The sequence below is a fragment of the Streptomyces sp. NPDC051738 genome (genome assembly GCF_044453205.1).
Taxonomy (GTDB): domain Bacteria; phylum Actinomycetota; class Actinomycetes; order Streptomycetales; family Streptomycetaceae; genus Streptomyces.
Genome location: NZ_JBITCM010000018.1, coordinates 38,435 through 64,121, shown reverse-complemented (window position 1 = coordinate 64,121; position 25,687 = coordinate 38,435). Strand labels below are relative to the sequence as shown.

The window sequence follows — 25,687 nt, the reverse complement described above, 5'->3', positions numbered from 1 at the left end:
CCCTCATGCCCGGTGGCCTTTCCCCGAGGGGGACTTCATGAAGACACGCACACTCCCGGCCCTGATCGCCGCGATGACGTCCGTCGCGGTGCTGGCCGCCTGCAGCGGCGGCACCAAGGCAGGAGACTCCGGCGGGAGCTCCAAGACCCTGACGCTCGCCTCGATCGACCAGGGCTCGGTCGAGGACGTCGTCAAGGCGTTCGAGAAGGCCAACCCGGGCGTCAAGGTCCGCTACACCACCAGCGGCGCCGACCAGTACCAGCAGCAGATCCGCACCCAGCTGTCCTCGGGCACCGCACCCGACGTGATGTCGGTCTGGCCCGGCAACGGCAACCCCGCCGCCCTGTACGTCCTGGCCGAGCCCGGCTATCTGCGCGACCTCTCGGACCAGCCCTGGGCCGCCAAGATGCCCGACGCCATCAAGACCGTGGCCCAGTACGACGGGAAGACCTACAACGCGGTCTTCGGGCAGAACGGCATCGGCGCGGTCTACAACGAGCAGGCCATGGCGAAGGCAGGCCTCACTCCACCGGACACCTGGACGAATCTGCTGGCCTTCTGCAAGGCCGCGAAGGCCAAGGGAACCCCCGCCTTCGCGCTCGGCAACCAGGACAACTGGGTGACCCAACTCGTCCTGTACGCACTGGTCGCCACCACCGTCTACGGCGAGGACCGTGACTTCGACAAGAAGATGCAGGCCGGCCAGGCCACCTTCGCCCAGTCGCAGTGGACCACCGCCCTGGACAAGTACCTGACGATGGAGAAGAGCGGCTGCTTCCAGAAGAACCCGCTGGGCACCAACTACGAGGCCAGCCAGGCCCTCGCCGCCTCCGGCAAGACCCTCGGCATCATCCAGGGCAACTGGGTGATCGCCCTCCTGAAGGGCAAGAACCCGCAGGGCACGTTCACGCTGCGGGCGCTTCCGGCCACCGACAGCCCGTCCCAGACCCTCATTCCGGCGGCGGCGGGCGCCGGCTACGGCGTCAACACCAAGGCGAAGAACGAGGAGCTCGCCCTGAAATTCGTGAACTTCGTGATGTCGCCCGAGGGCATGAACCTGTTCGCCGAGAAGCAGGGCGGCCTGCCCTCCCTGCCCGACACGGGCTACTCCGTGGACCCGTCGCTGACCGAACTGTCCACGTTCATCGGGTCTGACCGCACGGTGCCGTTCATGGACCAACTGTGGCCGAACGCCAAGGTGCAGCAGACCATGCTCAGCGGCCTCCAGGAGATCTTCAGCGGGCAGTCCACGCCCGAAAAGCTCCTCGACGAGATGGACGCCGACTACAAAGCCGGCTCCTGACCACCCCCCAACACCCGAAGGGATGACGGTGTGAGCAATGCACCCCACCATGCGGACGGCACGGACCGCGACCTCGAACTCGGCCTCGACAAGAGCGACGCCGCCGGGGCACGCCACGCGGGAATCCGCCGTAGAACCGTGCTCGTGGCGACGGCCGGCGCGGTGCCGGTAGTGGCCGGCGTCGTGGGCGGCTCGGCCGCCGCGCAGGCGGCACCGTCCCGCCGTCCGGACGCCGCGGTGTCCGGACTGACCGTGGAACACCGCACAGACCCCCTCGGCATGGACGCCGAACGGCCGCGCTTCGGCTGGCGCATGCGGTCCGCGGTGCGCGGGCGGAGCCAGGGGTCGTACCAGATCCTGGTGGCGAGCTCACCGGACAGGCTGACCGCCGGCCGCGCGGACCTCTGGAACAGCGGCCGCGTGCGCTCCGCCGACTCCGTGGCCGTCCCCTACGCGGGCAGGGCGCTTCGCGCCTCGACCCGCTACCACTGGACCGTCACCGTCTGGGACGCCGAAGGCAGTCCCGTGGGCACGGCGCCCACCGCCTTCTTCGAGACCGGCCTCATGAGCACCGACGGCGTCGGCGGATGGGAGGGCGCGCAGTGGATCGGGATGAAGGGGAAGACCCCCAACTCGGCCGGGGCACCGATGCTGCGGAAGGTAGCAGCCCTGAAGGACCGGCCCAAGGTCGGCGAGGCGCGACTGTACGTCTCGGCCCTCGGCGTGTACGAGGCCTACGTCAACGGACGCCATGTGACCGTCGAGCAGGACGGCGACACCACGACCGAACTGCTGCCCCCGGGCTCGACGAACTACGACGCGCGCGTCAACTACATGACGTACGACGTCACCGGCCTCGTGACACGGGAGCCGGACGTCACCCTCGCGGTCGTCCTGGGCAACGGCTGGTACAACGGCCGTATATCCGACGGCAGCACGTACTACTCGGAAGACGGCAACGCCCTGGCCGTCAAGGCCAAGCTGCTGATCCGGTATGCCGACGGGACGTCGCAGACGGTCGTCACCGGGCCGGACGGCGGCTGGAAGGCCACCGACACCGGCCCTTACCGCGCCGACGACATCTACGACGGCCAGACCTACGACGCCCGGATGGAACTGCCGGGCTGGACGGCGCGCGGGTTCGACGACGCCGCCTGGTCGGACGTGGAGCGAGTCGCCTTCGACGACAAGTACCCGGACGCGCAGCTCCTCGCCTACCCGGGCGAAACCGCGCGCTTCATGCGCCGCTGGGACCGGCGACCGCAGTCGATCACCGTCGCCACGGGGGTGACCGGACAGGACGGCAGCCCCAACGGCAGGGGCCGCATCGTCGTGGACCCCGCCCGGACGGTGACCGATCCCGCGAAGGCGGCCTCCGCCCCGGTCACGATCGGCAGCGGCGAGACGGCCGTCTTCGACCTCGGGCAGAACATGGTCGGTGTGGCCCGCTATCGCCTGCGCGGCCCGGCCGGAGCCAAGGTGGAGTTCAGGTTCGGCGAGATGCTCAACGACGACAGTGCCGGCGCGGACGGCCCTGAGGGCTCCCTCTACCGGGCCAACCTCCGCAGCGCCAAGGCCACCAGCACGTACGTCCTGAAGGGCGACCGGCGCGGCGAGACCCACCAGGACTCCCTGAGCTTCTACGGATTCCGCTACGTGTCCGTCACCGCGACGGACACCGTCACGATCACCGACCTGACCGGCAAGGTCGCCACATCCGCGATCCGCGAGATCGGCACCGTCACCACCGACGATCCCGACATCAACCAGCTGGCGAGCAACATCCGCTGGGGCCAGCGCGGCAACTACCTCTGGGTGCCCACCGACTGCCCGCAGCGCGACGAACGCCTCGGCTGGACCGGCGACACCCAGGTCTTCGCCACGACCGGTCTGTACAACGTGGACGCCGGAGTCTTCCTCAGCCACTTCCAGGACACGGTCGTCGACTCCCAGGCCATCTACGGCATGGACAAGGCACAGTTCACCGGAGTCGCCCCCACCGGACGTTACAACTTCCCCGGCGGCGGCAGCGGTTGGGCCGACGCCGGTGTCATCGTGCCGTGGACCGTGTGGCAGATGACCGGGGACGCGACCATCGTCAAGGACAACTGGCCGGCGATGACCCGCTACCTGGACTGGATCCAGGAGCAGACCGGCGACACCTATGCCGGACAGGGCTCCCTCACCGGCGACTGGCTGGCGCCGCAGAAGACCAGCGCCCAGTTGATGAGTGACGTCTACTACGGCTACAGCACCCGGCTGATGGCACAGATGGCCCGCGCGATCGGCAGTACGGCGGAGGGGGAGTCGTACGACCGGCTCTTCGGACGCATCAAGCAGGCGTTCGTCACCAAGTACCTGAGCACCGAGGGCGGCACGGCCACGGTCAAGTCCAGCCTGGGTGACGCCTCTCCGATCGAACCGGGCTCCGACCCCAACCAGAAGACGGAGGACAACAGCCAGACCGCGCTGCTCTGGGTCCTCAAGCTCGGCTTCTACGAGACGGAGGCCCAACGCCGCATGCTCGTCGGGCATCTCGCCGACAACATCGGCAACGACGAGGCCTACAAGGCCGCTCACCCGAACAGCAGTCGGGTCAGGTACGCCGAGAACACGCTGTCCGTCGGCTTCCTCGGCGTCAATGTCCTCGCCCCCGTCCTCACCGACGAGGGCCGCGCCGACCTGGCGTACAAACTGCTGCACCAGGACGCCCTGCCGTCCTGGCTGTTCTCCGCGAAGAACGGCGCCACCACCGTCTGGGAGCGATGGAACTCCTACTCCAGGGACGACGGTTTCGGCCCGGTCAGCATGAACTCCTTCAACCACTACGCCTACGGCGCGATCATGGAGTGGATGTACGCCTACATGGCCGGCATCGCCCGCGACCCCGACAGCCCCGGCTTCAAGCGCTTCGTCCTGCAACCCCACATCGATCCCACGGGTGGGATCACTCAGGTGTCGGGGTCGTACGAGTCGCCGTACGGCGAGATCCGGAGCGAGTGGGCAGTCGGTGACGGAGGCCGGACCCTGGTGTACGACGCGGTCGTGCCCGCCAACAGCGAGGCGACCCTGCGCCTTCCGGCCACCTCCGCCGATGCCGTTCGTGAGGGGCGCACCCCGTTGGCGCGCGTGGACGGGGTGCGGCTCCTCGGCCACACGGACGGGGTGGCCTCGTACCGGATTCCGTCCGGTCGCTACCGCCTGACCGCCCGGCTCCGCTGATCGGTGGACGTCTACATCACGAAGCGGCCGTGTCCGCGGTGCCCAGGGGGCATCGCGGACACGGTCATCGACAGCGCGTACTCGACTGCCGGGGGAGTCGTGGGGAACACTCCGCGCGACGCGATGCCGTCCAGCTGGCCAAGGCCATCGGCCTGCGTGTGGTGGCCGATCCGGCTCCCGCCGATGAAGACCTGATGCGGGCGTAACGGGCCCGCGTGTTCGGTCAGCGGGTCGGGGCCGGTGCTTCGACACCCGTCATCGCGAGGGCGGCAGCCGGAAGTCGGTCACCCTGGATGCTGATCTGCGCGACGGCGGCGTTCAGTTCCTGGAGTTCGTCGTGGCTGAACCTGACTTCTTCTGCGCCGATGTTCTCCAGGAGGTGGGACAGCCTGGTGGTGCTGGGGATCGGCACGATCCAGGGCTTCTGGGCCAGCAGCCAGGCGAGGTCGATCTGGGCGGGTGTGGCGCCCTTGCGCACCGCCCAGTCCTGAAGCAGTTGCACCAGTGGCATGTTGGCGGCCAGGTTGTCGCGGCTGTTGCGGGGCATCGCGGTCCGGCGGTCATCCTCCGCGAACCGGGTGTAGGGACTCATCGTGCCGGTCGTGAAGCCCATGCCCAGCGGCGCCCAGCACACGAAGCCGATACCGAGTTCCTCACAGAGCGGCAGGACGTTCTCCTCCGGGCCTCGCCACAGCGTGGAGTACTCGTTCTGGATCGCGGTGAGCGGCAGGACCGCGTGGGCCCGGCGGACGGTCCGCAGACCAGGCTCGGAGAGGCCCCAGTGCAGCACCTTGCCCTGGGCGACGAGGTCCTTCACCGTGCCCGCCACGTCCTCGATCGGGACGGTGGGATCGACTCGGTGCTGGTAGAGCAGGTCGATGCGGTCCGTCCTGAGGCGCTTCAGCATGCCGTCGACGGCTCGGCGGATGTGGTCCGGTCGGCTGTTCAGGCCGTTGCGGGCGCCCGTGTCCGGGTCGATGTCCCAGCCGAACTTGGACGCGATCACCACGTCGTCGCGGACTGGCTGGAGGGCCTGGCCGACGATCCGTTCCGACTCGAACGGCCCGTACGCCTCAGCCGTGTCGAAGAACGTGACCCCTTGGTCGACAGCTGTGCGGATGAGGGCGATCATGTCCTGCCGGCTGGTGACGGGGCCGTAAAGGTTGCCCGGCATGGTCTGGGTGCCGAGGCCGATGCTGGAGACCTTCAAGGATCCGAGCCTGCGGTGACCGGTCTGCGTGATCGCTGCGGTCACCTGGTTACGACCGCGGGTGGGGGCCCCGGTGCCGTTGGCCGGCGGTGCCGCGTGTGCCTGGGCTGGTGCCGCTCCCGTCATGGCCACCAGCGAGGTCGCTGCGAGTGCGGCCGCGCCCAGGAACCCGCGACGGCCGTGGTCTGTCGAATCGCCGTTCGGCGTGCTGTCCTGTTTGTGCATGGGTTACATCCCTCGTGGTCGTCTGCTGGGAGCGCCCTCGGTGCGTCACCGTCGGTGGCGGAGGAAGCAGACCCCGTTGCCCTGGTCCGGGTTGGGTCCTGGGCAGCCTGGAGGCGCCGCATGGCGCCGGCCTTGTCCATCGGCCGAAGTGGGCCGAGCCTGGATGCATACCTGGGCACTTCGTCCGGCGGCGCCGGTCCATGTCCGTGACTTCGGATGTTGCCCACGGTCGTCCGGCGACGGGCGTCCTCTGTTTCCGACGGGGCCGGGCGCTCAGCTTGATTCAATCAGCGTGCCCTTCGGGGTGGGAGGGCGTGCTGTGCCAGGCAATGGCAGTACCCCTCACGCTCAGACGCGAGTTCGTCGATGGTGATGTCGGACGGTGCGCCCACGCGGACGGGCGGCCGTCCCTACCACCACGGGAACCTGCGAGCCGTTCTCTTGGAGAGCGCGGAGCGTGCCCTGCGTGCGAAGGGGGCCGACGCGCTCTCGCTGCGTGAATTGGACCGTGAGGCCGGTGTGAGCCCTCGCGCGCCCGTCCGCCACTTCAGGGACAAGCCGGACCTTCTCAACGCCCTGGTCCTCATGGATATGAACGGTTGGGACACGCCACGCCCCTGACGCCTCCGAGCAGATGACCGCGGCCATCGACCGGACCATGGGGGTCCTGCGGCGGTTGATCGCGGAGGCACATTAGCGCGGCGAGATTGTCGAAGGCGACCAGACCGCCTCACGCTCGTCGTGGCCGCTGGTATGCACGGTGTCGCCGCGCTCACGATGGTGTCCGTCGGTGGTGGATGGGTCCGGTGCTCCGGGTCAGCGGGGCGCCCGAGCCCTGATTCGTGTGGGCGACGATCTCCGCCGCGATGGAGAGGGCCGTCTCTTCGGCAGTGCGGGCGCCGAGGTCGAGGCCGATCGGGGAGTGCAGGCGGGTCAGGTGTTCCTCCGGGACGTCGGCCTCGCGCAGCAGTTCCAGGCGGTGCTCGTGGGCGCGGCGCGAGCCCATCGCGCCCACGTAGCCGACGGGCAGGCTCAGCGCCAGCCGCAGCAGGGGTATGTCGAACTTGGTGTCGTGGGTGAGGACGCAGACGGCCGTGCGGGCGTCCACTTCCGTCCCGGCCAGGTAGCGGTGCGGCCAGTCGGCCACCACGTCGTCTGCGTACGGGAAACGGGAGGGGGTGACGAAGACGGGGCGGGCATCGCACACGGTGACTCGGTAGCCGAGGAAGCGACCGATCTCGCTCAGCGCGCCGGCGAAGTCGACCGCGCCGAAGATCAGCATCCGGGGGCGGGACGCATGCGTGTGGACGAGAACGGACAGCCTTTCCGGGCAGGTCGTCGCCTCTCCGCCGACCTCGATCCGGCCGCTGCGGCCCGCCCGCAGCAGTGCGTGAGCCTGCGCGGCCACCGCAGTCTTCCAGTCCTCATCATCCTCACCGCCCACGGCTGCCTCGTGCGTGCTGCCGTCGCCCGTGACGCTCAGGGTGCGGCCGAGGAGTTCTTCGGGTCCGGCGATGATCTGTGCCACGGCGGCGGGCCGGCCGGACGTCACCTCGGAGAGGGCCGCGGTGAGGTGGGGGTGGTCGGTGGTGTCGATCCGCTGCACCAGGACGTCGAGTTCGCCGCCGCAGGTAAGGCCGACGGCGAAGGCATCGTCGTCGGAGTACCCGAACCGAGCCCGGGTCGGGGGTTCCTCGGCCTTGAGCACCTGCTGGCACAGCTCGTAGACGGCGCCCTCAACGCATCCTCCGGACACGCTGCCGACCACGTTGCCGTCGGCGTCCACTGCCAGGGCGGTGCCGACGGGCAGCGGTGCGCTGCCGCTGACCTGGACGACGGTGGCGAGGGCGAAAGGACGGGCCTCGCGGCACCAAGTGTGCAGCGTGTCCGCGATGTTCAACATCGGTGAGGTCTCCGGGAGGGCGGCGCCGGAACCCGGGCAGCGGCGAGAGTTCGCCGACCGTTGCCCGGGCTTGGCTCAGAGCAGGGACTCGGCGGTGATGGGCAGTTCCCGCACCCGTCGCCCTGTGGCGTGGAAGACGGCGTTGGCGATCGCGGGCGCCACACCGACCAGGACGACCTCGCCCAGGCCTTTGACGCCGAGGGGGTCGGCCTCGTCGTCGCGGCCGTCGACGTAGATCGCCTTGAGGTCGGGGACATCGGCGTTGACCGGGACGAGGTAGTCGGCGAGGTTGGCGTTGACGATCCGGCCGTCGCGGTGGTCGGTGACCGTGTGCTCCAGCAGGGCCATGCCGATCCCGCCGACCATGGCGCCGATGGCCTGACTGTCGGCCAGCTTCGGGCTGATGATGCGGCCCGCGTCGAAGACGCCGAGCATCCGCCGCACCCGCACCAGCCCGAGGCGGGCGTCCACGCCGACCTCGGCGAACACCGCGCCGTACGCGTACATGGAGAACCGTGACTGGGCGGGGGTCCAGGAGCCCATCGCCTCCAGATACTCGCGCTTGTTGCGGGTGAGGAGTTGCCGGTAAGTCTCCCCGCGCGCGGGGTTGTCCTTCACATGCAGCCGGCCGCCGCGCACCACCACGTCGCCGGCGTCGACGCCGTAGAGCGGTGAACGCGAGTCCCCGACAGCGAGTTCGATCGCCTGCTGCCGCAGCTTGTCGCAGCCATCCAGGACGGTGGAGCCGACGCTGGCCATGGTCAGCGACCCGCCGTGGAGCGGGGCCGTGGGCATGCTCGTGTCGCCGAGTCGGAAGGTGACGTTGCGGACCGCGAGACCGAGGGCGTCGGCGGCGACCTGGGTCTGCGAGGTGTAGGTGCCGGGGCCCATGTCACTGGTCGAGGACTCGACGAGGGCGGTGCCGTCGTCGTCCAGCCGTACCCGGGCCTGGCCCGGGGCGCGCAGCGTGTCGTAGAGGGCGGTGGCCATGCCGGTACCGATCAGCCAGTCGCCGTCACGGGTGGAGCGCGGTCGCGGGTCGCGGCGGTCCCAGCCGAACTCGCGGGCGCCCACGGTGTAGCACTCCCGCAGCCGCCGGGTGGAGAAGGGCCGCCCGCTGGACTGGTCGTTGTCGGGTTCGTTGCGCTGCCGCAGCTCGATGGGGTCGATGCCGAGTTCGGCGGCGAGTTCGTCCACCGCGCTCTCGATGGGGAAGGCGGCGCTGGAGTAGCCCGGGCCGCGCATCGGGGTCGGGGTGTTCACGTCCAGCGGCACCGTCCGGTGCGTCTGGGAGACGTTCGGGGTGGTGTAGAGCATCTGGCCCGGAGCCAGGACGCCGCGCTCCGCGAACGTCTCGTACCTGGACGTCTCGGCGCGCAGGTCGTGGGTCATGGCCGACAGCCGGCCGCGCCGGTCGCTGCCCAGTCGCACCGTGTACTCGTACGACGGCCGGTACCCCACCCCGAAGTAGAGCTGCCTGCGCGTCAGGACGAGCTTGACCGGGCGGCCCATCTCGCGGGCGGCGAGGGCAGCGACGGTGATGTGCGGCCAGGCCCGCGCGGCGTTGCCGAACGCGCCGCCGACGAAGGGGGAGATGACGCGGATGTTGTCCGCCGGGATGCCGAAGTTGGCGGCGAGTTCGTCGCGCGGGCTCTGCACCCACTGGGTCTTGTCCCACAGCGTGAGCCGGTCGCCGTCCCAGTGGGCGACGGTGGCGTGGAGCTCCATCGCGTTGTGGTGATTGCGGGCCGTCCGGTACGTCATCTCCAGCCGGACGGCGGCGTCGCGCAGGGCCGCCTCCGCGTCGCCGCGCGCGTAGGTGCGGGGCTCGCCCGCCGCCGGGGCCTCGGCCAGGTCGGTGGCGGGCTGTTCGGCGTCGTAGTCGATCTTCACCAGGCTCGCCGCGTGCTGAGCGGCTTCCAGGGTGGTCGCCACGACGACGGCGACCGGCTGGCCGTGGAAGCGGACCTGGTCGTCCTGGAAGACGCGCAGCCGCTCACCCGGGAGGTTGAGCGACCCCGGGTTGGGCCCGTACGGCAGCTTGGGGGCGTTGCGGTGGTGGATCACCTTCAGGACGCCGGGCTGGGTTTCGGCGGCGCGGGTGTCGATGCCGGTGATCCGGCCCAGGGCGATACTGCTGTCGACCACGACGGCATGTACGACCCCTTCGAGCATGGGGGTCGTCTCGCGCGAGGTTGTTCGCGCGTGGGGGAGGTCGGCTGCGTACTCGGCCTGCCCCGTCACTTTCAGGCGTCCGTCCACGCGGGAGAGCGGTGCGCCGACGGCTGCCTGCGGCTGGGTGCTCATGCGTTGTCTCCTACGATGCGCAGCTGGCGTTCGACGGTCCGCTGGAGCAGCTCGACCTTGAAGCGGTTGTGGGCCAGCGGGCGGGCGCCGTCCGCCGCGTGCTCGGCGGCCTCGGTCCAGAGCCGGTCCGATGGACGTTCGCCGATGAGGGCTCGCTCCACGGCGGGCAGCTTCCACGGCACGGTGCCCACCCCTCCGGCGGCGACCCTGGCCTCGCGGATCACGCCGCCGCGGAGGTGCAGGGCGACCGCGGCCGAGGTGAGCGCGAACTCGTAGGACTGGCGATCGCGCACCTTCAGGTAGCCGGACTTCAGCGGGCGCGGATGGGCGGGGATCTCCACGGCGCTGATCAACTCGCCCTTGCGGAGGGCCTGTTCGCGGTTCGGAGTGCTGCCGGGCCGCAGCAGGAAGTCGCCGAAGGAGACGGTGCGCTCACCGTCCGGGCCCAGCAGATGAACCCGCGCCGCCAGTGCGGCGAAGGCCACCGCCACATCGGAGGGGTGGGTGGCCACGCATGAATCGGAGGTGCCCAGGATCGCGTGGGTGCGGTTGAAGCCTTCGCGCGCGGAGCACCCCGACCCTGGCTCGCGCTTGTTGCAGGCGGCCGTCACGTCACGGAAGTACGTGCACCGGGTGCGCTGCATGATGTTGCCGCCGATGGTGGCCATGTTGCGCAGCTGTGCCGAGGCACTCAGCTCCAAGGCCTGTGAGACGACCGGGTACAGCATGCGCACCCTGCGGTCGGCTGCGGCCTCCGACATGGTCACCAGCGCGCCGATCCGCAGCCCGCCGCGCTCGGTGACGGTGACCTCGTCCAGCGGTAGGCGGGTGATGTCGACCAGGGTCGCGGGGCGCTCGACGGTCTCGCGCATCAGGTCGACCAGGGTGGTTCCGCCGGCGATGTAGCGGCCGCCGCGCCTACCGGCGTTGAGGGCTTCACGGGTGTCGGATGCCTTGGTGAAGGAGAAGGGGTACATGGGCACTCACTTCCGGCCCGTGGTTTGTTCGACCGCGCGCACGATCTTGACGTAGCAGCCGCAGCGGCAGATGTTGCCGCTCATCCACTCCCGGATCTCCTCCGGGGAGCCGGTGTGGCCCTCCTCGATGCAGCCGACGCCTGAGACGATCTGGCCGGGGGTGCAGTAGCCGCACTGGAAGGCGTCCTGGTCGATGAACGCCTGCTGCAGCGGGTGCAGTTGATCCCCGTTGGCCAGTCCCTCGATGGTGGTGACCTCGGCGCCCTCCAAGCGAACCGCCAGAGTCAGACAGGAGTTGACCCGTCGACCGTCGACCAGAACCGTGCAGGCCCCGCAGGCGCCGGCATTGCAGCCCTTCTTCGAGCCGGTCAGTCCGAGGTGCTCACGCAGCAGGTCGAGCAGTGAGGTGCGGTTGTCGACGGTGACGGTGTGCCGCTCGCCGTTGACGGTCAACGAGACACGGCTGCTGGGCGAGGCCTCGGCGGCGGCGGCCTCCTCGACGCCGAGGAGCGACGGACCTGCGACCAGACCCCCCGCCGCGATGACACCGCCGGTCGCGGAGGCCGTCGCGATGAAGGTACGACGGGAAGGTGTGGATGGGGGCTGGGTGAGGGGAGGAGGCGCGGCCGACTCGGAAGTTTCGGGAGACATGCTCACTCTCTCGGCACAGGGAAGGTGGGGGACTTGATGATCGGGGTGAGCCCACGACGGGGGTTGACCGTTGACCCTGATGGCACTTCGGCTTCCGCCCAGCCTGGTGGGCCGACCGGACGTGTGGCAGGGCGTGTTGTGCCAGGGAACAGTCAGCCAGGGTGTGACAGAGCCCCTCTCCCGCCTGTCGCACAGGTCACGGGGCTGTCAAACTGCCCCGTTCGAGAGACGGGGGTCAGTCCTGGAGAACGCCGATGCGCCGCAGCCACGACCGGACTTCGGCATCGGCCTTCTGGACTTCCTCGCCGCGCACCGCGAGCCCTTCCCCGATGGTCGCGCCCTGACACGACGCCGCGTAGTCGCGCGCGGTCGTGCCAAGACCGCTCATCGCATGCGTCGTGACCGGATGGACCGTCTTGCCGCGGAAGTCGTACCTCTCGGCGAAGGTCGACATGATCATGGGTGCTCTGACGTTCCAGATGGGACTGGCCAGCAGCACCACGTCGTAACGGTCGATCGAGGACGGGGGATCGGAGATGGCCGGCCGCGCATCGGCGTCCTGTTCGCGGACGTTGCGGGCGACCGTCTCGTCGTAGTCGTCGGAGTAGGGGGCGACGGCTTCGATGCGGTGCACGTCGCACTCGATGAGCTCGTTGATCATTTGGGCGAGGACTTCGGTGTTCCCGGTCTTGAGCGTCGTACGCCCTCCGTAGTAGTAGTTCTCGCCCGGGCGAGAGAAGTAGGCCAGCAGGATCCGCTTCCCGGGCGAGGGCGTCGCGTTCCCGGGCGAGGGTGTCGCGGCAGATCGCTCACCGGACTCCGACGCCGCCCCGCCCGACCGCGACGGGGAGCAGCCGGTGATCTGAACACCCGTCATGACGGTGGCTCCTCCCAGGAGGACGCCACGAAGGAGCGCACGTCTCCCCAGCGCGGGGGGTACGTCAGTGATGTTCTGGGACATGAAGAGGCCGTCCGTCAGGTCAGCTGTCCACGCGCCGCGCGCTGAGCCAGTTGACCATCGCAGGGTCACGGTGGTCGAAGAACAGCGAGCTGCCGGTTTCCAGGGTGGCGATGGCCGCGACCTGGTCGTCGGTCAGCTCGAAGTCGAAGATGTCGAAGTTCTCCGCCATGCGGTCGGGGCGTACCGACTTGGGGATCGCGACGACGCCGCGCTGGGTGAGCCAGCGGAGTACGACCTGCGCCACGGACTTGCCGTGCTTCTCGCCGATCTCGCTCAGGACCGGGTTGGTGAAGAGGTTGCTCTTGCCCTCGGCGAACCCGCCCCACGACTGGATCTGGACCCCGTGCTCGCGCATGAGCTCCTGGTCGGCGGTGCGCTGGAAGAAGGGGTGGGTCTCGATCTGGTTGACCGCCGGGGTGATCTCGTTGTTGATGATCAGGTCGAGGAGCCGGTCCGGGTAGAAGTTGGCGACGCCGATCGCCTTCGCCCGGCCCTCCCGGTTCAGCTGCTCCATGGCGCGCCACTGGCCGTACACGTCGCCGTAAGGCTGGTGCATGAGGTACAGGTCGAGGTAGTCCAGGCCGAGCTTGTTCAGCGAGGTCTCGAAGGCGCGCTCGGTGTTCTCGTCGGCGGGCGCGTCCTGGACCCACAGCTTGGTGGTGACGAACAGCTCGTCGCGCGGGATGCCGCTGGCCTTGATGGCGCGACCGACGGCCTCCTCGTTCTGGTAGGCGGCGGCCGTGTCCAGCAGTCGGTAGCCGGCCGCGAGGGCCTCGGTGACGGCCTGCTCGGTCTCCTCCGCCGGGATCTGGAAGACACCGAAACCGAGGATCGGCATCTCGACGCCGTTGTTGAGGGTGACGTTCTGCATGGGAACTTCTTTCTGTGCGAAACGGGGTGGGGCAGGTGACCGGTCAGCGTTCGAGCGGGCGCGTGCTCGCTTCGGTGGCGGTGGCCGGAATCCGATGAGGTATCTGAGTGCGCAGCAGCAGGGTGGCTACGACGCTCACCGCCACGGTCGCCGCGGCGATCAGCAGGCTGGTGTGCAGGCCGGGGGCGAATCGGGCCCGGTCGGCGACGAGTGCACCGAAGACGGCGACGGACAGGGCGCCGCCGAGCTGGCGGGACGCGTTCAGCACACCACTGGCGACGCCGGCCCGCTCGGCGGGCACCTTCTCCAGCAGCAGCGCCGTCAGCGCGGTCACGGCCATGGCACCGCCGGCACCGACGGGCACCATCAGCACCACGGTCAGCCAGACCGGGGCGGCGACAGGGAGGGTCGCCATGGCCAATAGGCCCGCGGCGATCAGGCACTGGCCGGTGACCACCGGCATCCGCGCACCGAACCGGACGGCGAGGCGGGCGGCGACGGGGCCCATGAAGGACGTGAGGACGGTCATCGGCAGGAAGGCCACACCGGTGGCGAGTGCGCTCAGCCCGTGCACCTGCTGGAGATAGAGCCCCAGCAGGAAGATCATCCCGTAGAAGGCGACGTTCAGGGCGAAGCCGATGGCGACCGAGAGGGACACGATGCGCGACCGCAGCAGCGGCAGCGGCGTCATCGGGTGCCGCCCGCGCGCCTGTGCGGTCAGGTAGACGACGGCTGCCACGACCGCCACGGCGAACGCGCCGAGAACCCGTGCGGTGCCGAACCCGTCGGCACCGGCTTCGATGACCGCGTAGGTCAGCGTGCCCATGGCGGTGACCGCGGCCACCTGGCCGGTCCAGTCGAAGGGCACCTCCTGGCGCGGGGAGCGCCGGGCGCGCCTGAGGAGCACCAGGGCCACCGCGCCGACGGGCAGGTTGACGAAGAAGATCATCCGCCAGTCGACCAGGGTGAGCAGTCCGCCGGCCACCGGCCCGGCAGCGGCGCCGACGGAGCCGCCCACGCCCCACAGGGCGATCGCTTTCGCCCGGGCCGCCGGGTCGGGGAAGGTCTCCCGCAGCAGGGCCAGGGAGGACGGAACGACCACCGCGGCCCCGGCTCCCTGCACCAGCCGTGCCGCCACCAGAACGCCCAGACTCGGCGCCAGCGCGCAGACGGCGGACGCCGCCACGAACAGGCCCAGACCACCGGCGAACGCCTGACGAGCCCCGATACGGTCACTGACCGCGCCGGCGGACAGCAGGAACGCGGCGAAGGCGAGGGTGTAGCCGTCGACCACCCACTGCAGTCCCGTCATCCCGCTGCCGAAACCGCGCCCGATCGAGGGCAGGGCCACGTTCACGACCATCGCGTCGACCATGATCATGAAGAAGCCGAGCAGTACGGCGGCCAGTGCCGGGCGCGCGCCGGACGTGCTCTCCGGCGGCGGACCCACCACGGCGGGTTGGAGCGATGCGGACGAGGCGGACGTGGACAAGGGGTTCTCCCGCACTGGGGCGGCCAGGTGTGCGGGCCGCATGTGAAGGCCGGGTGCGACGGCCAGGTGTGCTGACAGAAAACGAGCGTCGCGTCTTTCCGGCCCCGGTGGCAGGCCGGGCTGTGCCAGGGAGCGACGTTCAGGGGTGTGACAGGGCCCCCCACGCGCCAGCCACGCAGGTCAGCGCGGTGTGACACTGGCGTTTATGGCATCAGAGCAGAGCAGCAGCGCCGATTTGGAACTGGGCCGATTCCTGCGCGCCCGCCGCACCCAGACCAGCCCCGGCCAGGTCGGCCTCACCGTGGGCACCGGACTGCGCCGCACTCCTGGTCTGCGCCGCGAGGAGCTGGCGACGCTCGCCGGCATCAGCATCGACTACTACGTCCGTCTGGAGCGCGGCAAGGAGATCCGTCCCAGCCCCTCTGTGCTCGACGCCATCGCTCGTGCCCTGGACCTCGACGATGCCGAGCACCAGCACCTGCGCGAGCTGGCCGCCCGCGCCGCCAGGTTCGTCCCCGAGTCCTCGCCGCCGCCCAGCCGGACCGTGGGCCCGCACCTGACGCTGGTCCTGGAGACCTTGCGGCCGAGCCCGGCCTACGTCGTCAGCCGCAGCATGGACCTGCTCGCCTGGAACCCCGGCGGCCTCGCCCTGTACGCGGGACTTGCCGACTGGCCTGACACCCAGCGCAACCTTGCCCGCTACCTCTTCCTCCACCCCACCGCACGGACTCTCTTCCCCGACTGGGAGAACCAGGTCCGCGGCTGTGTCGCCAGGCTCCGAGCCGTGGCCGGTACCGACCCGGACGCCCCAGACCTCACCAGCCTGGTGGGGGAGCTTCTGCTCAAGAGCCCGGACTTCGCCGAACTGTGGGAGCGCTACGACGTCGCCGGCCGCAAGAAGACCCACAAGACCTTCCACCACCCCCAGGTCGGCATCCTCACCCTCAGCGGCCAGAGCATGCAGCTCGAGGACACCCCTGGCCAACGCCTCGGCGTCTACACCGCCGAACCCGGCACCCCCGACCACGAGGCCATGCTTCTGCTCGACATGACGTCACCGGAGCCCGCCGCGCAGGCCGCCGATCCGAAGGCCGAACAGCAACGGCGCACACAGCCCTGACGCGGGCTCAGGCGGAGGACGACGTGGGTTCGTCCTCGGAAGACGTCCGTTCGTGAGCCTTCGGCTGCGAGCCGAGCAGGTCGAGAAGGACGAGGGCGTCGTGGTCGGGGGTACCCGGCTCGGCGTAGTACATGATCAGCCGGTGGCCCGGCGTGCCCTCCAGTTCCATGGACTGGTAACCGAGGACGAGGTCGCCGACGTCGGGGTGGTGCAAGGGCTTGCGGCCGTGGGAGCGCCCCTTGATGTCGTGGCGCTTCCAGAGGCGGGCGAACTCCGGGCTCTTCACCAGCAGTTCCCCGGCAAGCCGAGCCAGATCGGGGGCGTCGGGGTCGGTCCTGGCCAGGGACTGCAGCAGGGCGACGCAGCCGCGGACCTGGTTCTCCCAGTCGGGGAAGAGAGTGCGTGCGGTGGGGTGGAGGAAGGCGTAGCGGGCAAGGTTGCGCTGCCTGACCGGCCACTCCTCGATTCCGGCGAGCAGTCTCAGCCCGCTGGGGTTGGCCCCCAGCAAGTCGTTGGTACGACTGACCACGTGGGTGGGATTCGGCCGCATGGTCTCCAGCAGCAGCTTCACGCCCGGCCGTAGCGTTCGGCTGGGCGGCGCCGGAGGCTCTGGCGCGGTGCGGGCAGCCCTGGCGGCGAGTTCGCGCAGGTGCTCGTGTTCGTCCGCCTCCAGGCACAGGGCCCGGGCCAGGGCGTCGACGACGGACGGGCTGGGCCGGGTCTCCTTCCCGCGTTCCAGACGGACGTAGTAGTCGAAGCTGATCCGGGCGAGGGCGGCCAGTTCCTCACGACGCAGCCCGGGCGTGCGGCGCGGTCCCGGACCGACCGTGAGACCGGCCTCGGCGGGGGTGATCCGCACCCGACGAGCGCGCAGGAAGCCGCCCAGCTCGGTGCCCCCGCCGGCGGGCTGCTCACGTGTCATGCCTTCGAGTGTGCGGGCGCAGGTGACTCGCCGGTAGGCGCCTGGGGGGCCCTGTCACACCCCTGAACGCGATTCCCCGGCACAGCGCGGTCTGGCACGTGACGCGGGGAGAGGGACCGTTGCCAGTGTCGGGAACCGGACCCTGGCGGCCTTGTCCGCCGGGTGGCCGAGCGCCATGAGCGCGATCGCGCGGTTCAAGGACATGGTGGAGGACGAGGCCGCGTCCAGGCAGCCCTCCCGCACATTCCGCCACCGACGAGGAACATCACCACCACCCTGACAGGAAGCAGGCAGCGTTCATGCGCACGACGACACTCGGCACCGACGGCCCGGAGACCGGCGTCCTCGGCCTGGGCTGCATGGGAATGTCGTTCGGCTACGACATGGCGACCCCTCGGGACGAGGAGAGGTCCGTCTCCGTCATCCGCCAGGCGATCGACCTCGGCATGACCCTGATCGACACCGCCGGCATCTACGGGCCGTACACCAACGAGGAGTTGGTCGGCCACGCGCTGGCCGACGGCTACCGCGAGCGGGCGGTCCTCGCCACCAAGGTCGGTGTGACGGCCCGCGACAACGCCGGGGACATCGCCCGCCAGGGCCCCGTGCCGAACGGCCGTCCCGAGCACATCCGCAAGTCGATCGACGAGAGCCTGCGCCGCCTGGGAACCGACCACGTCGACCTCTACCAGCTGCACCGCGTCGACCCCGAGGTGCCCTCCCCCAGAGGGGGTACCCCCAGGAGTCCTGGGGGTACCGCTCGCCGAGACGGTGGCCGCCGGCAAGGCCCGGTACATCGGTCTGTCCGAGGCGACGGTGGACCACATCAAGTGCGCCCAGGCCGTGCACCCGGTGACCTCCGTGCAGTCGGAGCTGTCGCTGTGGACGCGGGAGTGGATGGACGAGGTGCTGCCGTACTGCCGGGACCAGGGCATCGCCTTCCTGCCGTACTCGCCGCTCGGGAGGGGCTTCCTCACCGGTCGGTTCACCTCCTTCGACGACCTGCCCGAGGACGACTTCCGACGTTCGCTGCCGCGCTTCCAGCAGGACGCGCTGCGCGACAACTTCGCCATGGTCGGCAAGGTGCGGGAGATCGCCGAGCGCATCGGCGCCACCCCGGCGCAGGTGGCACTCGCCTGGGTGATGGCCCAGGGCGCATACGTGATCCCCATCCCCGGCACCAAGACCCCCACATACCTGACGGACAACGCCGGGGCGGCGGACATCGAGCTGAGCGCGGCCGACCTGGCCGAACTGGACGCGCTGCCCGTCCCGCACGGCGGCCGTTACTGACCAACCGTCAACTCCTTATCGAGCAACAAGGGAACTCACCCCATGCGAGCGACACTGATGTACGGCGCAGGAGACGTCCGCGTCGAGAACGTCCCGGATCCGACGATCCAGCAGCCCACCGACGCACTGGTACGCGTCCTGCGATCCTGCGTCTGCGGCAGCGACCTGTGGCCCTACGGCTCCCTGCCGGCCACGGAAGACGGACAGCGGATGGGGCACGAGTTCCTCGGCGTCATCGAGGAGACCGGCACGGACGTGTCCGGACTCAGGCGCGGCGACCTCGTCGTGGCGCCGTTCGTCTGGGCCGACAACACCTGTGACTTCTGCCGCGAGGGACTGCACACGTCCTGCCGGCATGGCGGGGTGTGGGGAAGGGACGGCGTCGACGGCGGTCAAGGCGAGGCGGTGCGTGTTCCGCAGGCGCAGGGCACGCTGGTCAAGCTGCCCGTCGCGGAGGACTCGGCCCTCCTGCCGTCGCTGCTGAGCCTGTCGGACGTGTTCTGCACGGGGCACCACAGCGCGGTCACCGCCGGCGTCACCCCGCGGACGACGGTGACGGTCGTCGGCGACGGCGCGGTCGGCCTCTCGGCGGTGCTGGCCGCCAAGCGGCTCGGTGCCGAGCGGATCATCCTGATGGGCCGCCACGAGGACCGTACCGACCTGGGCCGCGACTTCGGCGCCACAGACGTCGTCGCCGAGCGCGGCGAGGAGGGCATCGCGCGGGTACGGGAGCTGACCGGCGGCGACGGCACCCACACCGTGCTGGAGTGCGTCGGAACGCGTCCGGCTCTGGAGATGGGACTGGGCGTGGTGCGCGCGGGCGGCACGATCAGCCGCGTCGGCGCGCCGCAGTACGACGAAGTCCCGCTGGGATTCCCCGAGTTCATTAAGAACATCACCCTCACCGGAGGTGTGGCCCCGGCCCGCGCCTACATCGAGGAGCTGCTGCCCGAAGTTCTGGAGGGCCGCATCGAACCGGGCCGTGTCTTCGACCGGACCGTGAGCCTGGAGGACATCCCCGACGGCTATCGCGCGATGGCCGACCGAGAAGCCCTGAAGGTCCTCGTCCAGCCCTGACCCCCGCCCGTCGCGCACCGTCACGACTCCCCAAGGAACAGCCATGACCGGCAGAACTCCCCTTCTCAAGCTGAACAACGGCGTCGAGATGCCCGCGCTGGGCCTCGGCGTCTACCAGAGCCCTCCGGAGGAGACGGCCGCCGCGGTCGAGACCGCCCTGAGGGACGGTTACCGCCTGATCGACACCGCCGCCGCGTACCGCAACGAGGAGCAGGTCGGTGAGGGGCTCAGGCGTTCCGGCGTGGACCGCGACGAGGTCTTCGTGACGACCAAGCTGTGGCTGAGCGACTACGGCTACGACTCCGCGCTGCGCGCCTTCGACACCAGTCTGGCCAAGCTGGGCCTGGAGTACCTCGACCTGTACCTGCTGCACCAGCCGGCGCCGCTGGAGCCCGAACCCTGGTTCGCCGCCTACAAGGCCGCCGAGCAGCTGCTGGCCGACGGCCGGGTCCGGGCGATCGGCGTCTCGAACCACACCCCGGGGCTGCTGCACACCCTCCTGGAGCAGACCGACGTCGTCCCGGCGGTCAACCAGGTCGAACTGCACCCCTACTTCGTCCACGGCGAACTGGTGGACGTCCACGAGAAGCTCGGGATCACCACCCAGGCCTGGTCGCCGATCGGCGGCATCACCCGCTACTGGGCCCAGGCTCCCAACGGTGGCCGCAGCGCCCTGGCGGAGCCGGTCGTCACCGCGCTCGCCGACAAGTACGGCAAGACGGCGGCCCAGGTCGTCCTGCGCTGGCACCTCGACCACGGCGTGTGCGCGATCCCGAAGTCCGTCAAGGCACACCGCATCGCGGAGAACTTCGACGTCTTCGACTTCACGCTCACCCCCGACGAGCTGGCCGCCATCGACGCCCTCGACACCGGGCTGCGCAGCGGCCCCGACCCCGAGGCCATCAAGCTGGACACGTTCGGCACCCGCTGACTGCTTTACACCGCCAGGGTCATTTCTGTTGCCACCTGCGCCTGTTGGGCGTGGCGGTTGGACCTCAACTCTTGACGGCCTCTGCGATCAGCAGGGCGGCCTGGGCGGGCGTGAGGTGCGTGGTGTCGATGACCTCGGCCTCGGCGTGCAGCCAGGTGCGGGCCGCCTCGGCGTAGGGCTCGAGGTATTGGAGACGGAACGGGGAGTTGGGGCCAAGAACGGTGTCGCCTGCGATGCGCCCGCGGAGGGTGTCCTGGTCGGCATGGAGGACGAAGTGCCGTACCGGGATGCCATGTTGGGCGAGCCCAGCGCTGATCTCGCGCCAGTACTGCTCGACCAGAACGGTCATGGGCATCACCAGCGTGCCGCCGGTGTAGTCCAGTACGCGGCGGGCGGTCTCGACGACGAGCGGCCGCCACGGCGGCCAGTGCTGGAAGTTGTCCGTCGCGGGCAGCCCTGGCTTGATGTCCATGAGTGTCTCGCCGACCTTCTCGGCGTCGAACACCCGTGAGTCCGGAATCAGTTGCTGCACGAGTGCACTGGTCGTCGTCTTGCCTGCGCCGTGGGTGCCGTTGAGCCATACGATCACGAGGCCCGATGCTAGCGCTGCGCGGGCCGTGGCAATGGGGTGGCGGCACCCATCGACGCCGGTCGGCCTTCAGCTCGACAGCTACCACCTGGACTACTTCAGCACCAAGGTGCACTTCGGCGGGCACGTCGTGGCCATGTACGGCTACGACGAACAGGATGCCTACCTGGTGGACACCGACCCGCAGGGCGGAGCCGTCTCGACCAGCCTCGCCAACCTGGCCAGGGCCAGAGCCGAGCGCGGCCCCATGACCGCCAGGCACCGCTCCCGGCGGCGCCCTGTTCCGCAATCTCTACCGGGACTTCCTCGCCGAGTGTGCCCAGCTGATCGACAGCAGGCGAATCCGGCGACGCGAAGAACCTCATGCAGGCCGGCTCCCTCCTCCACGATCTCTCGCGCATCGAACGCGATGCGATGCGGGCACTCAGCATGCTCTAGAGGGCCTGCTGTAACCGCCGGTCGCGTCGTTCGCGACGAGGCGGGTGTCGGTTCGCGATGACCTGCACGTTCGCCGACAATCGGTGGAAACGTGAGGACGAGCCCGCTCGGCCGTTCGGGCCGCCCGCCCCGGAGCGATCGGTGAGGACAGATGAGCTCGACCTCCGCCCAGGTCCCGGATCCCGTGCCCGCCGACACCGGCAACGGTCCCGCCGTATCCCGTCGGGAGTTCGACGCACTCTTCGAAAGGGTTCGCACGTGGGGGCGGTGGGCCGCGGCCGACCGTGGTGCCTGGAACCGGGTGACCGCGGACCATGTGCGGCGGGCCACGGCCACCGTGCGGTCCGGGACCGTCGTCCCGATGGCGCTGCCCTGGAACACCCGGCCGGGTCCTGACAACCGCAAACCGGCTTTGCATCACATGACCGATCTGGGCGATGTCGAAGCCCCCGAACCCCGCACCCACAAGGATTTCATCGCAGCCGACTACCACGGCAAGGGTGTCACCCATCTCGACGCCCTGTGCCACATCGCCTACCGCGGCCAGCTCTACGACGGCCGGACGGCGAGCGAGGTCGTCGACTCCGCGGGCGCCCGCTTCGGCGCGGTGTCGACGCTCGGCTCTCTCGTCACGAAGGGGGTGCTCCTCGACCTCCCGGACGTCCTGGGGATCCGCTGGCTGGAGCCGGGACGGGCGGTCCACGCGAAGGACGTCATCGCCGCGGAGAAGGCGCTCGACGTGACGATCGGCGAGGGCGACGCGGTGCTGCTGCGCTCCGGACACGTCCGCCGCCGCGCGGAACTCGGTGCCTGGGACCCCGACACGGCGAGCGCGGGCTTCCACGTGGATGCCATACCCCTGCTGGCCGAGCGCGGTATCGCGCTGCTGGGCGGAGACGGCGACAGTGATGTGCGGCCCTCCCCGGTGGACGGCGTGCACTCGCCGGTCCACGCCCTGGCCGTGGCCGCGATGGGGGTGCCGCTGCTGGACAACCTTGATCTGGAGGCGCTCTCCGCCGCCACGGCCGAGGCGGGGCGGTATGAGTTCATGCTGGTCGTGGCGCCGTTGAACGTTCCGGGCGGGACCGGCTCACCCGTCACCCCGGTCGCGGTCCTGTGACGGCGACCCCGTCCGGTTACTGCGGGTGAGGGATCTTGTGAATCGTGCCTCTCACCCTTGATGTCCCGTATTCTCGTCAATGCCAGATATTTCCGAAGAGTGGGTTATTGACGGCGTGAGTGAGGCGCAGCGTGGTTCTGCCCGGCGGGGAGCCGATGCCGACGGGCCCTGCGACGGACGGCACAGGGTCCGCTCGTTCCCGTGAGCGGTTTCTGCAGGGTGAGCCGGTCGAGACGGGCGTACGGGCGTCGATCTTGAATTCATGGCAGCGCTGCGGGTCCCTGGGCCTCTCGCCGGACCAGGACGACCTTCCCTTCCGGGACGACTTCGATCCGGACGGCCGGATCGTGCGCGCGGCAGCGCCCGTGCTCGACCGGCTGCAGTACCGGTTCGCCGGCAGCGCGATGAACATCTCCGTCGCCGACGCGAACGGGACGGTCCTCCTACGCCGTTTCGGAGAGGCGTCCATGGCCCGAGCTCTCCCGGCGATCCAGCGCGTCCCGGGATTCGTGTTCGCCGAGCGGGTCGCCGGAACCAACGGCATCGGTCTCGCCCTCGCGGAACGGCGACTGATCCGGGTCTACGGCGCCGAGCACTTCGCCGAGCGTTCTCAGGGAAGCGCCTGCCGCGCACTCCCCGTTCGGGACCCGCTCAGCGGCCGTATCGAAGGTGTCCTGTGCTTCGGCTATCCGCGTAGCGCCGAGAACCCGGCGCTGGACACCGTGATACGCAAGGCAGCGCAGGCCATCGAGCGGCGGCTGCTCGGGCAGAGTTCCGCGCGCGGGCGCGCTCTGCTGCAGGCGTACCTGGACGCGGGAGGCAGAACCGCGGCCGGTCCCCACCGCGGTATCGGGGTGGACGAACTGGCCCTCGAACTGCGCCCCCGAGACCGGTCCGTCCTCGTGGGGAAGGCCGCCGAGTTGATCTCCCGAGGGGATAGGGCCGCCGTCGACGTGCACCTGTCCGACGGCCGGCGGGTCACGCTCGTGAGCCGTCCGGTGACGAGTGCCTCCGGGGTGGCGGGCATCGCCATCGAGGCCGTCCTGCCCGGCCTCTCGCCGGGAATGTCCTTCGCTGTCCCACATCAGGCCGACGAACCGCTGGGCCTCCCCGCCGAGCTTGCCGGCGTCCCGGGCGTCCCTGGCGTTCCTGGCGTCCCGGGCCTCCCTGGCGTCCCGCTGTCCGGGGTCGCTCATGCCGCCCCGGTGCCCGAGCATCGCTCCGTCACCGCGTCGTCCAGGCCCCTGCCCGGTGCCGAGTCCGGCGAGGGCGTGACGACCAGCGGCGCCGACGGCGCGATGGATGAACACCCCGACTCCGCGCCCCCGGCGAGAGGGCTCGTGCTGGTGGGGGAGCCGCACGTGGGGATGTACGCCCTGGCCGCGCGACGCCGCCTGGAGCTGCTATCCGAGGTCAGCACACGCATCGGCACCACCCTGGACATACGCCGCACCGCCGAGGAACTCGCCGAGACGGCGGTCCCACGACTGGCCGACTTCGTCACCATCGACCTGCCCGAGGCCGTACTGCGCGGCGAGGAGGCCGCCGATCCTGGCGGTGACCTGCGTCGTACGGTGGTCCACGGCATCCGCGACGACCTTCCCTTCTGGCCGGTCGGCAAGCGGGTCGACTACGGCCCTACGACGCCCCAGCTGCGATCTCTGACCAGTGGGCAGGCAGTGCTGGAACCGGACCTGAAGGCCGCCGCGGGCTGGCTCGCGCAGGATCCCGAGCACACCGGGCAACTGCTGAGCCACGTCCACTCCCTCATCGCGGTGCCCCTGGCCGCCCGCGGCGTCGTGCTGGGCGTCGTCGGCTTCTACCGAGGACAGGACCCCGTACCCTTCAGCGACGACGACCGCTCGCTGGCCCAGGAACTGGCCACCCGAGCCGCCCTGTCCATCGACAACGCCCGGCGCTACACGCGCGAACGCACCATGGTCCTGGCCCTGCAGCGCAGCCTGCTCCCGCACGGTCTGCCCGACCAGGTCGCCGTCGACGTCGCACATCGCTATCTGCCCGCCGAATCCGACGTCGGCGGGGACTGGTACGACGTCGTTCCCCTCTCGGGAACCCGGGTCGGCCTCTTCGTCGGCGACGTCGTCGGACACGGCATGCTCTCCGCCGCCACCATGGGCCGACTGCGCACCGCCGCACGCAGCTTCGCCGAACTCGACTTCCCTCCGGACGACGTCCTCACCCACCTCGACAACCTCGTGGGACGCCTGGACCGGGAGGACCCCACCTCCGACGGCGGCGGCATCATCGGCGCCACCTGCCTGTACGCGATCTACGACCCGACCTCGCAGCAGTGCACCATGGCCCGCGCGGGGCATCCTCCGCCCGCGGTCGTCCACCCCGACGGCACGGTGTCCGTCCCCGAGCTGCCCGCCGGGCCCCCTCTCGGTCTCGGTGGCCTGCCCTTCGAAGCCACCGAGATCCCCCTCCCCGAGGGCAGCCAGCTCGTCCTCTACACGGACGGACTCATAGAGGACCGGCAACGCGACGTCGACGTGGTCCTCGACCAGTTGCGAGAAGTCCTGGCCCACGCGGAGCGCACCCCCGAGGACACCTGTCAGGCCGTCCTGGACACCGTGGCGCCCGCCCACCCGTGCGACGACATCGCCCTCCTCGTCGCCCGTACCCACGCCCTGGACCCCGACCGGATCGCAGCCTGGGAGCTGCCCGCCGACCCGGCCCTGGTCAGCGACGTCCGCGCGTCCGCCGTCCGGCAGCTGGCCGACTGGGGTCTCGACGAGGCCGCGTTCGCCGCGGAACTCATGCTCAGCGAGCTGGTCACCAACGCCATCCGGCACGGCGCCGGGCCCATCCGGGTACGGCTGCTCCACGACCGCACCCTGATCTGCGAGGTCTCCGACGCCAGCAACACCGCCCCGCACCTGCGCCGGGCGGCCAGCACCGACGAGGGTGGTCGTGGCCTGTTCCTCGTCGCGCAGCTGGCACGGAGCTGGGGTACGCGCTACCTCCCGCAGGGCAAGGTCATCTGGGCCGAGTGCGGGCTCGCCGGTGTTTGACGGCAATGCCTCACATGGAATGGTCGAAATGTCATGATCT

18 protein-coding genes and 2 pseudogenes are annotated in these 25,687 nt (G+C 70.1%); 10 read left to right on the top strand and 10 right to left on the bottom strand.

Annotated elements, in window-relative coordinates:
* The first annotated feature begins 37 nt into the window (after positions 1-37).
* Together ACIA8X_RS34745 and ACIA8X_RS34740 are read left to right on the top strand one after the other, a co-directional pair.
* A complete protein-coding gene (locus tag ACIA8X_RS34745; RefSeq protein WP_393446554.1) occupies positions 38-1,303 on the top strand; it encodes an ABC transporter substrate-binding protein in 1,266 nt (421 codons plus the stop codon).
* A gap of 162 nt (positions 1,304-1,465) precedes the next feature.
* A complete protein-coding gene (locus ACIA8X_RS34740) occupies positions 1,466-4,525 on the top strand; it encodes a family 78 glycoside hydrolase catalytic domain (protein WP_399460017.1) in 3,060 nt (1,019 codons plus the stop codon).
* A gap of 223 nt (positions 4,526-4,748) precedes the next feature.
* Here ACIA8X_RS34740 and ACIA8X_RS34735 read toward each other — a convergent pair whose 3' ends face one another.
* Positions 4,749-5,960, bottom strand: a complete 1,212-nt coding sequence (locus ACIA8X_RS34735) for an aldo/keto reductase (protein WP_393446551.1) — start codon at positions 5,958-5,960, stop codon at positions 4,749-4,751.
* 366 nt (positions 5,961-6,326) lie between these two features.
* Here ACIA8X_RS34735 and ACIA8X_RS34730 point away from each other — a divergent pair, with 366 nt between their 5' ends.
* Complete coding sequence (locus ACIA8X_RS34730) at positions 6,327-6,581, top strand: helix-turn-helix domain-containing protein (RefSeq protein ID WP_393446548.1); 255 nt, start codon at positions 6,327-6,329, stop codon at positions 6,579-6,581.
* 151 nt (positions 6,582-6,732) lie between these two features.
* On the opposite strand, the gene ACIA8X_RS34725 is transcribed toward ACIA8X_RS34730, so the two are convergent.
* The 7 genes from ACIA8X_RS34725 to ACIA8X_RS34695 form a co-directional block, all read right to left on the bottom strand.
* Positions 6,733-7,863, bottom strand: a complete 1,131-nt coding sequence (locus ACIA8X_RS34725) for an XdhC family protein (RefSeq protein ID WP_393446545.1) — start codon at positions 7,861-7,863, stop codon at positions 6,733-6,735.
* A gap of 75 nt (positions 7,864-7,938) precedes the next feature.
* On the bottom strand, positions 7,939-10,170 hold the full coding sequence (locus ACIA8X_RS34720; protein WP_399459958.1) for a xanthine dehydrogenase family protein molybdopterin-binding subunit: 2,232 nt from the start codon (positions 10,168-10,170) through the stop codon (positions 7,939-7,941).
* Positions 10,167-11,147 (bottom strand): FAD binding domain-containing protein, encoded by a 981-nt coding sequence (locus tag ACIA8X_RS34715; protein ID WP_399459957.1) that lies wholly within the window; start codon positions 11,145-11,147, stop codon positions 10,167-10,169. Before ACIA8X_RS34715 ends, ACIA8X_RS34720 begins: the two co-directional genes overlap by 4 nt.
* Before the next feature lie 6 nt (positions 11,148-11,153).
* Entirely contained in the window at positions 11,154-11,798 is a 645-nt protein-coding gene (locus tag ACIA8X_RS34710) for a (2Fe-2S)-binding protein (protein ID WP_399459956.1), read from the bottom strand.
* A gap of 235 nt (positions 11,799-12,033) precedes the next feature.
* Positions 12,034-12,675, bottom strand: coding sequence for a flavodoxin (locus ACIA8X_RS34705; RefSeq protein ID WP_399459955.1), 642 nt, complete (start codon positions 12,673-12,675; stop codon positions 12,034-12,036).
* Between the two features lie 103 nt (positions 12,676-12,778).
* Complete coding sequence (locus ACIA8X_RS34700) at positions 12,779-13,630, bottom strand: aldo/keto reductase (RefSeq protein ID WP_399459954.1); 852 nt, start codon at positions 13,628-13,630, stop codon at positions 12,779-12,781.
* Positions 13,631-13,673: 43 nt separating this feature from the next.
* A complete protein-coding gene (locus ACIA8X_RS34695) occupies positions 13,674-15,122 on the bottom strand; it encodes an MFS transporter (RefSeq protein WP_399459953.1) in 1,449 nt (482 codons plus the stop codon).
* 205 nt (positions 15,123-15,327) lie between these two features.
* Here ACIA8X_RS34695 and ACIA8X_RS34690 point away from each other — a divergent pair, with 205 nt between their 5' ends.
* Positions 15,328-16,242, top strand: a complete 915-nt coding sequence (locus tag ACIA8X_RS34690; RefSeq protein ID WP_399459952.1) for a helix-turn-helix transcriptional regulator — start codon at positions 15,328-15,330, stop codon at positions 16,240-16,242.
* A 7-nt stretch (positions 16,243-16,249) separates the two neighbouring features.
* Here the strand turns inward: ACIA8X_RS34690 and ACIA8X_RS34685 are convergent, their stop codons facing one another.
* Positions 16,250-17,164: a helix-turn-helix transcriptional regulator gene (locus ACIA8X_RS34685; RefSeq protein ID WP_399459951.1), complete on the bottom strand. Its 915-nt coding sequence runs from the start codon at positions 17,162-17,164 to the stop codon at positions 16,250-16,252.
* A 299-nt stretch (positions 17,165-17,463) separates the two neighbouring features.
* On the opposite strand from ACIA8X_RS34685, the pseudogene ACIA8X_RS34680 reads away from it, so the two are divergent.
* The 3 genes and pseudogenes from ACIA8X_RS34680 to ACIA8X_RS34670 all read left to right on the top strand — a co-directional run bounded on the left by ACIA8X_RS34680 (position 17,464) and on the right by ACIA8X_RS34670 (position 20,465).
* Positions 17,464-18,457, top strand: a pseudogene (locus tag ACIA8X_RS34680) (aldo/keto reductase).
* Between the two features lie 42 nt (positions 18,458-18,499).
* Positions 18,500-19,534: a zinc-binding dehydrogenase gene (locus ACIA8X_RS34675; RefSeq protein ID WP_399459950.1), complete on the top strand. Its 1,035-nt coding sequence runs from the start codon at positions 18,500-18,502 to the stop codon at positions 19,532-19,534.
* A gap of 43 nt (positions 19,535-19,577) precedes the next feature.
* Entirely contained in the window at positions 19,578-20,465 is an 888-nt protein-coding gene (locus tag ACIA8X_RS34670) for an aldo/keto reductase (RefSeq protein ID WP_399459949.1), read from the top strand.
* Positions 20,466-20,529: 64 nt separating this feature from the next.
* On the opposite strand, the gene ACIA8X_RS34665 is transcribed toward ACIA8X_RS34670, so the two are convergent.
* Complete coding sequence (locus ACIA8X_RS34665; protein ID WP_393446512.1) at positions 20,530-21,054, bottom strand: AAA family ATPase; 525 nt, start codon at positions 21,052-21,054, stop codon at positions 20,530-20,532.
* A 58-nt stretch (positions 21,055-21,112) separates the two neighbouring features.
* On the opposite strand from ACIA8X_RS34665, the pseudogene ACIA8X_RS34660 reads away from it, so the two are divergent.
* The 3 genes and pseudogenes from ACIA8X_RS34660 to ACIA8X_RS34650 all read left to right on the top strand — a co-directional run.
* Positions 21,113-21,492 (top strand): annotated as a pseudogene (locus ACIA8X_RS34660) (BtrH N-terminal domain-containing protein); the annotation flags it as partial.
* A 151-nt stretch (positions 21,493-21,643) separates the two neighbouring features.
* Positions 21,644-22,612 (top strand): cyclase family protein, encoded by a 969-nt coding sequence (locus ACIA8X_RS34655; RefSeq protein ID WP_399459948.1) that lies wholly within the window; start codon positions 21,644-21,646, stop codon positions 22,610-22,612.
* 155 nt (positions 22,613-22,767) lie between these two features.
* Positions 22,768-25,647, top strand: a complete 2,880-nt coding sequence (locus tag ACIA8X_RS34650) for a SpoIIE family protein phosphatase (RefSeq protein WP_399459947.1) — start codon at positions 22,768-22,770, stop codon at positions 25,645-25,647.
* Positions 25,648-25,687: the final 40 nt, after the last annotated feature.